The sequence below is a fragment of the Nostoc parmelioides FACHB-3921 genome, assembly GCF_014696625.1.
In the GTDB taxonomy this organism is placed as follows: domain Bacteria; phylum Cyanobacteriota; class Cyanobacteriia; order Cyanobacteriales; family Nostocaceae; genus Trichormus; species Trichormus parmelioides.
Genome location: NZ_JACJQL010000015.1, coordinates 32,095 through 44,138, shown reverse-complemented (window position 1 = coordinate 44,138; position 12,044 = coordinate 32,095). Strand labels below are relative to the sequence as shown.

The following is a 12,044-nucleotide window of genomic DNA, read 5'->3' as shown; positions in this document are numbered from 1 at the left end:
CAGTAGTTAAGCTATTCTGCTTTTAAGTTGCACAATCCATCGTGGGGGCTATTAACTGTCAACAACCCTTATTAGTAGTTATCCAATTTAGAAGCGCATTAGCTTATTTAGCTGTTGTGGGGCGATGGGTAACAAATTCTTGGAGTTTACCAACGGCGAAATCTAAGATTAGTCCCGTTAAGCCAATGATGAAGACGGCGAGAAATACTGAACTGAGGTTTAAACGACTCCATTCGTCCCAGACAAAGAAGCCGATGCCAATACCGCCTGTAAGCATTTCTACTGCAACTATGACTAGCCAAGCAATGCCTAAGCTGATGCGTAAGCCTGTAAAGATATAAGGTAAGCTGGCTGGCCAAATAATTTTGGTAATTCGCCGCCAACGGGGCATTTCTAGTACTCGTGCTACGTCTAAATAATCTTTGGGAACGCTGGCGACTCCTAAGGCGGTATTGATAATGGTCGGCCAGAGGGAGGTGATAAAGATCACAAAAATGGCTGAAGGGTCTGCCAAGTTGAAGATGGCTAAGGCAATGGGTAGCCAAGCTAAGGGCGATACGGGTTTGAATATCTGAATAATCGGATTGAGTGCTAACATCGCGGGTCTAGACATCCCAATCAAGAATCCCAAGGGAATGGCAACTACTGCACCTAACAGAAAACCAATCAAGACTCGTCGTAAACTGGCTATCAATAACCAACCAATCCCCAAGTTACCGGGGCCTCTCTGATAAAAGGGGTTTAATATATAGTCCAGGTTGGCTACTAATGCTTCTGGTGGAGTGGGCATTAATTTATGATTTGCCAGGGCAATCACCCACCACAACAAGATAATTCCTAAGAATCCCAAAGCGGGAAGTATGACTACATCCCTAAGCAAAATTGGTTTTGCTGTTTTCCATGCAGCTTGAGTTGCAACAGCTGCGATCGCTGCTAAATTTAATTGAAAGATCATTGTGCCACCCCAACAGAGTTCAGTGCAGGTACAAAAAATGAGCAGTACCAGCCTCGGACACTGATGAGAGCAAAACATTTATTAAATGCTGCCTCTTCAGTCTCCTCTCAATGCCTACGAAGTTAGCTGACGGGCTAGGGCTGAGAGATGCCCCTCTCTTGGGAGTGCTGAGTAACGAGTGCTGAGTTCAGTATTTAGCTAGATTTAATGTTTAACTCTTGACTCTTTCTTTGACACTCTCTGTGAGATACGCCCCACAAATTGGTTCCTCCGCTCCAACTTTAAATACTATGGTGGGTTGGATTAGGCTGACTTACTCGAATAGATAATAGTAAAGGTAACCGTAACATCTTTTTTACAGAAAAACAATCCCCAATTTGTAAATGTTGTTTACATCATTACAAACAGGTAACTGAGTAAGGAAGTATTCCATAATCAATAACCGCAATTGATTGAGTTATTCTGCTTTAAAGTTGCACAATCCATTGTGAAGGGTGCTGACTGTTGACCGTTGACTGTCAGCAGTCAACAGTTAACAGCCCTTATCAGTATTTATGCAATTTAGGCACGCATCAGCTTAGTATCATAACCAAGCACAATTAAGCATGAGAATACCTAACTATGTGATTAGTCTTATGTTTAGCCACTGGTAATAATCAATGCTGCTAGAGAGTTAATCAGGATTTTTACTGAGTTCTCAACAATATCTATCACTTGATAGGTGAATTTTCGCTCTGCTGGCGATAATGTCCGCTCTGCTCGTTAAACTAATTTCATATAGAATTAATTCCTCTATCTTGTAGCTGAATTTAAAATAATGGAATTTAGTCAAGTACTGGCTGACAATACTAACATCATCATCGCCAAGTGGGTTGTGGCAGTGCGTGAGGATAGACAGATAGAAAGCGCTGATGATTTATCATACACAGCCATTAAAAACCATATTCCTGATGTTTTTAAGGCAATGGTTACAGTACTTTCACAATCCCAGGAGAGTGATATTAAATCCATTGTAACGGCAAGTTGGCAGCACGGATTACTACGGGCTGAACAGGGTTTTGATCCGTCGGAAATTGCCCGCGAATATAGACTATTAAGAAAAGTTATATTTGATACGATAGAAGCTGATTTATTACAGGGAACACCTGCCGAAATTATTCGTTATATGCGTTTAATTGATGCGGTGATTGATGAAGCGATCGCCAGATGTTTTCATAGTTATGTTGGGGAACGCTTACGGGAATTAGAACATTTGCAAGCCTCTTTGGCGCTTCATAATGAAGAATTGACACGTTTAGTCACGAGCAATGAAGATAAACTATCACAACTAGCCCACGAACTTAAACACCCACTAACGGCAATTATTGGTTACTCAGATTTATTTTTACGGCAACAAAGGCGAGAAATTGCAAGGAGAGATAACACCGTCAACATAGAACATATTGAGCGCGTATTACGCAATGGCAGACATTTATTGCGGTTAATTAATAATGTCCTAGAACTGTCACGCTATGAAGCCGGTAAAATTCAGTTGCAATCGGCACCAATTAGTATTCGAGACTTAATTAACAATGTTTGTGAGATGCTAGAACCTTTAGCGGCGGAGAAGAATTTATCAATTTTAGTTAATTGGGTACAAGCACCTAGTGAAATAATTACAGATGGTTTTCAATTACAACAGGTTATTACCAATCTTGTGAGTAATGCAATTCGCTATACAGATTCAGGAAATATTAGTATAGTCTGTGAAATAGTAGATGATCAAAAGTGGGCGATCGCTGTCTCTGATACAGGAATTGGCATTGCCGAAAAAGACCAAACTAAGATATTTGAACCTTATTTTCGCGTTAGTTCCAAAGACCGTCCCTACCTTCCTGACAGTACAGGCTTAGGGTTAGCAATCGTTGCGCGGTTAGTGAAGCTATTGCAAGGTGAAATTTACTTAGTCTCAAAAGAAGGAATAGGTTCCACATTTACTGTGACTTTACCTTTAAAATTAAAAACCTGAGCGACTATCAACCAAAAGGAAACGGAATTTTACGCTCGATCAATAAATTTTCCTGCACGAAATTCTCCTGCCAGTCGCCTCAACTTTAAAATAGATGTAGTTGCAATTATCGCCTCATTATATTCAAACTGATGGACAAAAAGAGCAAGCCAGACTGGGCTGGTGAAAGTTTACTCTCCAATTTCGTGAATTTGTTGATTCAAACTAAACCCATTTACGGGGTAATGAAACAGCAGGCTAGACAAGTCCTTATCAAAACGGCTGAGAAAAACGGTATTCCCTGGCGCAAGAACTACGAAGCACTCCAAGCATCACCTGCAAAAAAACTCCTGGCGGCGGTGACTAACCCTCATGTGATTTATCCCGACTACTATAAAGTACCCTTTCACGCTTATCCGGAAGGCAATTTATGCTGGGACGCTGCTTTTGAAACTGAATCAGCTACCTATGCAATGGCGTTGCGGGTATGGCCGCAAGAAAATCTCACTTGGGAAGCTGCTCATGGTAGGCTTAGAGGCACTTTTCATGACGCTTTAGAAACATACGCTCCCCAGCAGGTTAGAGATATTTTAGATATTGGTTGCTCAGTGGGTATTTCTACCTTGTCTCTGCATCGTTATTACCAACGCCGGGAAAGGTATCCAGTCAGGACTGTGGGTTTGGATTTATCGCCCTATATGCTAGCTGTAGCTAAAACTAGGGATGTTAACAGTGAAATATCCGAATGGCTTCATGCTAGAGCCGAAAACACAGGCTTACCGGATAAATCTTTTGATTTGGTGACTATCCAGTTTGTTACCCATGAACTACCTAGCTACGTCAGTCAGGAAATTTTCGCCGAAGCCAAACGGTTATTACGTCCTGGTGGTTATATTGCTTTAGTTGATAATAACCCGCGATCGCCTGTCATCCAAAATCTTCCCCCTGTCCTCTTCACTCTCATGAAAAGCACTGAGCCGTGGAGTGATGACTACTACACATTTGATATAGAAGCCGCGCTACAAGCTGTAGGTTTTGCACCACCAATCACCGTCCCCAGTGACCCTAGACACCGGACAATTATTGCGAGGAAACCAGATTAGGGTGTAGGGGTTTAGGGGTGTAGGGGAAACATCTTTATGCGTAATTCTTACCAGACTAAACACAGACTCCGCGTATCGCCACGTTTAAAGGCCAACTCTGTTTAGCATCGCCAAATGCTGACTGACTGGAACTAGGGTATTAGCCACAATCATCCCACTAGCGGCGACGGCTGGCAGACCGATACCAGGAAATGTGGAATCACCACAGCACATTAACCCTGGAAGGGGTGTACCATGACCAGGAAACAAACCAGAGGCGGAGGAAATTGCGGGGCCGTAGGAACCACGATAGCGGCGTAAAAATCTCTCATGGGTCAGGGGTGTACCTACCAATTGGATTTCACAACGAGAGCGAATATCAGGAATGATACGTTCTAAAGCTTGCCACATCACTTCGGCACGCGATCGCTTTTGTTGTTCATATTCCTGACTTCTCCTGTCCAACCCTTGCCACAGTGCGTAAGGTTCATTACCAGGGGTATATACATGAATTACGTGTTTGCCCTGTGGCGCTAAAGACGGGTCAAGAATTGAGGGAATCGATACCAAAACCACATTCTGGGGTGCAGTAATCCCCAATTCCCAATCATTCACCACAATATAATGACAAGCCAAATCTGCGGGTAAACCTTGGCCATTAATACCCAAATGCAGGTGCATGAAACTATCACATTCAGGTGTGGCTTGGCGCTGGCTGCGGAATGTTGGAGATATAGCCCCCTCCGGTAATAACTTCAGCGTATCCCACACCGAAGCATTAGACACAACCGCCCGCCGCGCCCGAATTTCTTGCCCATCTCGCAGCCTGACACCCACCGCTTTGTTACCTTCTACCAATATTTGTTCAACATGGGCATTAAGTAGCAATTCCCCACCGTGTTTTTTTAATCCCTCTACCAAGGCATTAACTAAAGCACCACTACCACCAATTGGGTAATCTAAAGCTACTCCTGGGCGATACCAATCAGCGAACATGAATGCTACCTCTGCCGCATTGGTTCCCGACGCTGGAAGTCCAGAAAGGAGGAAACACAGTAAATTCAGCCAGTTACTAATAAAAGGGTCATGGACAACCCCATTCATGATGCGAGAGAAAGGCCCCGTTAACTTGAGGAAATTCACAGATTGTTTAGCCAACGTGGGAGCAAATCGGCCGATAGTTAGTGCTGCGCCTATATCCCAGCGTAATGCAGCTGGGGGAAGAGCGATCGCCGCCTGGGCTAGTGGTGTCATCACCTGTTGCAACCGCCGCCATTCAAGCACAGCCGCCTCTCCCCGCAGTCTCCCCAGCACTTCACAAAATTGTTCTGCACCCACCGCAGCATCAAAATCACCTTCAGGTAAGCAACAGCCCCAAGTATCATAAGTGACGCAGGGCAAATCAACACCAACTGCATCTAGCACCTGTCGTAAAGGGTTAACCGAAGGACTATAAGACAACCCAGAGTAAAGAGAAGGCCCCGAATCAAACTTAAATCCTTGACGTTCAAAACCGTGCGCCGCCCCGCCAGGAATCGAATGACTCTCACAAACAGTCACATCAAAGCCATAACGTGCCAGTAAAGCAGCACAACTCAACCCCCCAACGCCGCTACCAATAACTACTACATCTGTTTGCTTCATCCGCGTTTATCCGCGTTTATCTGCGTTTAATTTTTACCCATCCAATACACTATTCTAAATTAGACAGTCCAGTAGTATATCTTTTATAGCTGTTGACGGTTGACTGTTGACAGACTTGACAGACTTGAAAGCCTTGTGTTGTCAGTCCAGTAGGGTGCGTCAGTATGAATAATTTCTTTGTAAAGCTAAGTTTTCTCGCACTGACGCACCCTACACTTTGGATATTTTTTTACCTGGAAGTCCCTAAAAAAAACCTCCCAATGTGTGGGAGGTGAGAAATTTAGCGGAGAAAATCTGTCTACCTACACCAGAACAACAGCGATCGCTCCTCCTAAGGCGGCGAATATTGCGGAAACCACTGCTGTGGCAAATAACCACCAAGAAGCTGTAGCGGCAGCTTTGCGGGTTTCTTCGGCTTGCCGTTGGGCTTGATGTTTCACTTCTTCCAGGCGGCGTTGGGCTTCGTGTTGTAGACGTTCAGCCCGTTGTAATACGGTGTTGCGCGCTCGTTCTATCTGGTCAATGACGCGGTTAGCATCTTCCTCAGAGATGTCCTCGCGGGAACTGACGATCGCTACTAAAGTTTCGCGGTTGAATGAGGATAGGCGATCGCGCAAAGCATCGAATCCGGCCTGTGGGTCTTCTAATAAGGTGCGAACATCCCGCTTAATGCCATCGTAGTTGAGTTCGGGACGTTCCAAAGCGTTGAGGTAGTTACGGATACGGTCAAAAATCCCGTCAATTACGTCGTGAATCCGCCGTTGGATACTCCGCACCTGTTCGACAAATTGCTCTTTTACAGAAACTATATTGTCAGCAATTCTGGCTGCTTCCTCGTCGCTGATATCTTCTCTAATCTTCAACAGAGCAATAATTGTGGAACGGTCAAAATGGGCTAGGCGATCGCTCAAGCTTTCTACCCCAACTCGTGGATCATGCAGTAATAACTGCACGTCACGTTTAATGCCTTCTGGATTCAATTCTTCCTTACCAGTTTGCCGCAAGTATTCTGTCAAGTATGCTTGGAAGTTCTGCACCTGTTGTTGAGTGCGGGTAGCTAGGCGACGCGGCGCGCGCACAATATTGCGGATGGAAGTTTGTACTGAGTCAATCACTTCATTGACTTGCTGTTCGCTCAAGTCTTGGCGTTGACTAAGTAATTTTACTAAGGTGTCCCGGTCTACTTGGGATAAACGACGACGTAAAGCAACTGCACCTTCTTGGGGATTTTCAAACAGTCTATTTAAATCCCGTTGAATCCCTTCGGGGTTAAGTTCTTCTTTGCCTGTTTTGCGTAGATAATCAGAAATAGTTGTGGTTACAGTGTCGTACTGCTCTTTGGCTTTGTCGGCTACTATTTGGGGTGTGTGGCGGACACTATGCCAAGACTCTTCCACAGTATTAATAATCTGATGGGCTTGGTCTTCGCTAATATCTTGGCGTTGACTGAGCAACTGCACTAATGTATCCCGGTCAAAGCGAGACAAACGCGCCCGAATTGCTGAGATTCCAGCTTGGGGATCTGCTAATAGTGTTTTCAGATCGCCACGGATCGCATCAGGGTTTAATTCACCTTTGCCAGTGTTACGCAGATATGACTCGACATTTAACCACAGGGTTTCTGCTTGATATTTGGCTTGGTCTGCCAAGTTTTTCGACTCTAACAAGACGCGATCGCGCTGTCTTTCCAAATCATCAATAATTCTGTCTGGTTCCCCTGGCTGCATATCATTGCGTTCTAACAATATCTGCTGCATGGAATAGCGGTCAATTATTGCCAGTCGCCGAGTCAGGGTTTCATGATCTGCATCTGCATCTTCCAAAAGGGGTTTGAAATCTCGCTCAATCCCTTCTGGTGTCAAATCTGCTTTATTGGTCACCAGCAAATAACTTTCGATTCGGCGTTGCAAATCTTGGGTAATTTCTCGTTCCTCATCGGCTGTGACTATTACCAGAACTGACTGACGCACAGCTTCTAGCTGGTCGGCAATGTGCTGAATTTGGGCTTGGGTAAGTAGTCCCCGTTGTTGCAAGATGTTCACAAAATCATTGCGGGAAAGGCGTTCTAGTTCCCGGCGCACTGTCCCAGGGTCGGCTGCTGGGTCATGGATGACATCACGGAATTCTTCCGCAATTCTTTGCTCACTCAACTGCCAAGCATAGGTGTTAGACAGATAGTTTTCCACATCCGCCCGAATGGGGCTATATGGTTGTGATGGCACAGGTAAGCCTAATTTACCTGCTTGATCTGTAGCTTTATCTTTAGCTGTGGTGAGTGCTTGCCAAATTTTTTCCACATCCAAATCAGATAAATCTGTTCTCCCCAAAGCAATCCCAGTGAGTGCGGATATACCTTGTTGGATGGTGCTTTGAATTGGCCCTACTGCTGTAGATTTTTGGTCTGCTTCCTTCGCGGAACGGCTGTCAGTAATTAATCTGTCCAACTTGGCACTGAGTTCATCAGTCTTAGCTTGTCCCGGTGGCAGAGATTTTAGATATTCAACCAACTCACCCAAACGGTCTTGGGTAGGTTGTTGCTGAGTTACCGTTTGCTGCCAAACATTGTATAAGGTGTCAGCTATCCGCTTCACGTCTCGCTTGGAAAGGTCGGTACGGCTGCTCACTAAATCAATGAACTTTTGCCGATCAATATTACGTAAATCTGGACTACCGGCGATCGCTTTTAATTGAGGGTCACTCAGTAACCTTTCAAACTCACTGCGAATATTAGATATGTCTAACTCTGGTGGACGCAGTTTTTCAATATAATCTTCTATGTTTTCACGGATACTCAAAGGGTCGATGGCACTGCCTAATTCTCGACGCACGGCGGCGGCGGCGGCTTCGGCTGTGGCTACAACCTGTTGATTAACGGCTTTTGCTCCTAAAGCGGCGGTAGCTGTCCCCATAATAGCCTGAAAGCCAGAGGTGGCGGTGTTAACTACCGATCCGATGAGGGAACCAACTGTAGTGGAACTCACCCAAACTAACAGCAGGAAGTATGCACCCCAAATCACCAGACCGAGAATTGCACCCAGTCTAGGGTCTAGAATGACTAGGCTGAGTTTGACCGCTAAGAAAGAAGCGACTAATAAGGCGATCGTCACAGTAATTAGTGTCCACAGCCCCACAGCTGTACCAATCTTGCGAATCGTCCCTCCAAAGCTTCCTGTTTCCCCCGTATCTGACCCTGAGTCAGATGAACGCCCCAGGTAGGAAATACCTGCGGCTACAGAGAGGTTGGTTAATACTAACTGGAAGGCAAAGGCGAGAATCACCCCAGAAAGCAAAGCCACGAAAAAGCGCGGGCCAGAAGTCAGAACCGATGCTTGTGCTGGTGTAACGCCTGTTGTCTCGACTGGAATTTGTGCCACCCATAATGGGGGCTTGAACATTTCCAATATAATTTCCGTACTTTGAAACATTGTATTTCCTTCTTCTAAGCAATTTAAATTTGGATGGATTTAGAATTTTGTCAGCTACGACTGTAATTTCTGTATCTATCGCAATACCCAAATCTTCTTGCTTACAGAATCCAAGAATTTAGTACATCAGAACATCCCTCCAAAGTTTGAAACCTATATCCTGCGGTAGATAGAACTTTGATTATTTAAAGATGGCAATTTTCTGGGAATTTTATCTGAATATGAACCCAAAAGCCTTGCTAATCATAGTTATTCTAAATTTGTTTTTAATTGCTTGATAACCGTGAATATATTTATTTAAATAAGCTATTTTTTTGTGAATTTATCTAGCAAGTTTACATTTATTTACAAATATGATTTTTATCACCTCCTTCAGGGGTATTTGACAGCATTGAAATGTATTCAGTAATAGTCCCCTAGAAGTGCCTATACTTTGTACCCACCGACAGAAAGCATCTGCTCGATGAATAGCTAAAGTAAAGTTAAGTAACGCAATTATTCAGGGTAAAAAAATGGAAACTCGCTCTACTACTGACTTACCAAAAGTTGCCACAGAATACAACGGTGTAGACCGCAACGCTTTTCTGTTTGGTTGGAATCCCCAATCGGAAATATGGAACGGACGTTTAGCAATGATTGGATTTCTAGCTTATTTGCTGTGGGATTTAGCAGGCTACAGCGTTCTGCGTGATGTATTACATCTTATCGGCTATTAGAAAATTTCATCACTGAATATCAGCTTTATTTAGAGGAGAAAAAAGATGGCAACTCGTGAAACTCGTCCTTCTACCGACTTACCAGCCATCGCACCCGAATACAACGGTGTAGACCGCAACGCTTTTCTGTTTGGCTGGACTCCCCAATCGGAAATATGGAATGGTCGTTTGGCAATGATTGGATTTCTAGCTTATTTACTGTGGGATTTAGCAGGCTACAGCGTCCTGCGTGATGTATTACATCTTATCGGTTACTAAAAAATTCTGTAGTCGAACATCAACTTTATTATAGGAGGAAGAACGATGCAAACTCGTCCATCCACTGATTTACCACCTGTTGCACCCGCATATAACGGTGTAGACCGTAATGCTTTTCTATTCGGCTGGACACCACAAGCCGAAATATGGAACGGCCGCCTAGCAATGATTGGATTTCTGGCTTATTTGCTGTGGGATTTAGCAGGCTACAGCGTCCTACGCGATGTATTACACCTCATCCGATATTAAAATCACAGCATCAAGACCCGACCTTTCCAACAGGTCGGGTATTTTTCTGCATGAATTCTTACAACAACCCCTCTATTATTTCGTCAAAATTACGCTGATAAACTTGTTGAGAGTAACTTTGCCAATGTTTTTCTGAAGCATAAGGAGAACGTTTTAATGTTGCCTGCTGCACATAAGCCATCAATGGGCGACGAAGCGATTCATATTTCTCAAATGCTGTATCTATAGCTTGTTGGTCATACCAATCATTACCTTGGGCAATTTTAGCAATTAGTGTGGCTACTATTAACGCATCTTCCAATCCTTGATTAGCACCTTGAGCCATGAATGGGGGCATTCCATGTGCCGCATCACCAACTAATACAACTCGTCCAACACTCCATTTGGGTTGAATTTGAGAAGATGTATTTATACTATTGTCTGAATCTGAACTAGTGACGCGATGCACATAATATGGACGCTGTTTTATATTAGCTGGTGGAGATAAAAGAACTAATTGCCGCAGAGAATCGGGAAATCCCGCTTGTGCAAATACCTGCATAACTAATTCTTGTAAAGAATTATTAGGCGGATTTTGCAAAGACTCCAAAGCTACGGGCAAATGTACGATATATCCAAACTGATTAGCTCTGTGGAATAACAATATTCTGATATCTGGTGTATCATCTGCCGCATTTTTGGATATTTCACCATCAAATATGGTAACAATTCTTGAGCCTTGTAAAAACTTATCTTCGAGTTCTATTTCTAATTCCTTGGGGAGATCAACAAGACCTTGACAAGTTATAGCGGCAAACCCAGAATATTCAGGTCTGGATAAATCTTGATTTGGACTATCTTGATACATAACTCTACGGATTGTCGAGTTAATTCCATCTGCGGCTACTATTAGTTTAGCTCGGAAAGATTTTGTTACTGATTGTTGGAAATTATCCTCAGAATTTTCCGAATCTGTGTCATTCCAATGAGCATAAGGATTGGCTTCTAGTGTAGTGTCAGATAAAAAATCTAACTGCACATATTCATTCTCTGGCTCATCTACAATATTGATGCAACGGTGATTAGCCTTAACTTTATCTTGGGGCAGTAAGTTTCTTAAAGCTGTTTGCAAATCGTACCAAGTTATTGTTAATCGACCTTCACCGTAATCTTGAACCCATTGATCAAAATCGAGAGGAATGGAGTAAATTATCTGTCCTTGTAAATTTCTGCAATGCCACTTTTGTGCAGTATCAGGTTCTGTTTTATTTTGAGATTTAGGCTGAGACTTCGCAAAAGTAATACTGGCCGTTTTCACTGCTTCATAAGCATTATTATCCAAACATCTGAGAGCTTTTAATCCATTGGGAAGAAGATCCAAACTTTGACCAACCTGACGAAAAGCACGGGTCTGATCTAATACAACAATGTTTTCAATACCCCGTTTATGTAAACCGATAGCTGTGGCCAAACCAATAGGCCCAGCACCAACAACAATCACATCGTATATATGTGAATTTACATCAGTGGGTAATGGAAATTGTTGTAATACAGATTGCTCTTTCGTTGTTTCGTGTGTTGATTTATTTTCTGGCATACTTATACGGATAAAGATTTAATAAGCTATTCTGCTTTTAAGTTGCATAATCCATCGTGAGGGCTGTTAACCGTTGACTGTCAACAGTTAACTGTTAACAGTTTTATATTATTAGTTATGCAATTTAGGCGTACATTAGCTTATAAAGCAAG

Annotated in this window: 9 protein-coding genes and 1 riboswitch; of the genes, 5 read left to right on the top strand and 4 right to left on the bottom strand. The window is 43.4% G+C overall.

What is annotated here, in order from left to right:
• Window positions 1–103 precede the first annotated feature (103 nt).
• Window positions 104–955, bottom strand: a complete 852-nt coding sequence (gene ntrB / locus H6G14_RS12630) for a nitrate ABC transporter permease (RefSeq protein WP_190567745.1) — start codon at window positions 953–955, stop codon at window positions 104–106.
• Between the two features lie 96 nt (window positions 956–1,051).
• Window positions 1,052–1,275, bottom strand: a riboswitch (cyclic di-AMP (ydaO/yuaA leader).
• A 497-nt stretch (window positions 1,276–1,772) separates the two neighbouring features.
• Between ntrB and H6G14_RS12625 the strand changes: the two genes are divergently transcribed.
• The gene (locus tag H6G14_RS12625) at window positions 1,773–2,963 is read left to right on the top strand and encodes a sensor histidine kinase (protein WP_190567744.1); all 1,191 of its coding nucleotides are present in this window, start codon (window positions 1,773–1,775) and stop codon (window positions 2,961–2,963) included.
• A gap of 131 nt (window positions 2,964–3,094) precedes the next feature.
• Window positions 3,095–4,045, top strand: coding sequence for a class I SAM-dependent methyltransferase (locus H6G14_RS12620; RefSeq protein WP_190567743.1), 951 nt, complete (start codon window positions 3,095–3,097; stop codon window positions 4,043–4,045).
• A gap of 84 nt (window positions 4,046–4,129) precedes the next feature.
• Here the strand turns inward: H6G14_RS12620 and H6G14_RS12615 are convergent, their stop codons facing one another.
• Both H6G14_RS12615 and H6G14_RS12610 read right to left on the bottom strand, forming a co-directional pair.
• On the bottom strand, window positions 4,130–5,668 hold the full coding sequence (locus H6G14_RS12615; protein WP_190567742.1) for a phytoene desaturase family protein: 1,539 nt from the start codon (window positions 5,666–5,668) through the stop codon (window positions 4,130–4,132).
• A 302-nt stretch (window positions 5,669–5,970) separates the two neighbouring features.
• Complete coding sequence (locus tag H6G14_RS12610; protein WP_190567741.1) at window positions 5,971–9,093, bottom strand: MFS transporter; 3,123 nt, start codon at window positions 9,091–9,093, stop codon at window positions 5,971–5,973.
• A 512-nt stretch (window positions 9,094–9,605) separates the two neighbouring features.
• Here H6G14_RS12610 and H6G14_RS12605 point away from each other — a divergent pair.
• The 3 genes from H6G14_RS12605 to H6G14_RS12595 are packed head-to-tail and all read left to right on the top strand — an operon-like array spanning window position 9,606 to window position 10,316.
• Window positions 9,606–9,809 carry a chlorophyll a-b binding domain-containing protein gene (locus H6G14_RS12605; protein WP_010997193.1) on the top strand — a complete coding sequence of 68 codons (204 nt, stop codon included), beginning with the start codon at window positions 9,606–9,608 and terminating at the stop codon, window positions 9,807–9,809.
• A 45-nt stretch (window positions 9,810–9,854) separates the two neighbouring features.
• Window positions 9,855–10,067 carry a chlorophyll a-b binding domain-containing protein gene (locus tag H6G14_RS12600; RefSeq protein WP_190567740.1) on the top strand — a complete coding sequence of 71 codons (213 nt, stop codon included), beginning with the start codon at window positions 9,855–9,857 and terminating at the stop codon, window positions 10,065–10,067.
• Between the two features lie 45 nt (window positions 10,068–10,112).
• Window positions 10,113–10,316 (top strand): chlorophyll a-b binding domain-containing protein, encoded by a 204-nt coding sequence (locus H6G14_RS12595; RefSeq protein WP_011317722.1) that lies wholly within the window; start codon window positions 10,113–10,115, stop codon window positions 10,314–10,316.
• A 58-nt stretch (window positions 10,317–10,374) separates the two neighbouring features.
• On the opposite strand, the gene H6G14_RS12590 is transcribed toward H6G14_RS12595, so the two are convergent.
• Window positions 10,375–11,892 (bottom strand): FAD-dependent oxidoreductase, encoded by a 1,518-nt coding sequence (locus H6G14_RS12590; RefSeq protein ID WP_190567739.1) that lies wholly within the window; start codon window positions 11,890–11,892, stop codon window positions 10,375–10,377.
• Window positions 11,893–12,044 lie beyond the last annotated feature (152 nt).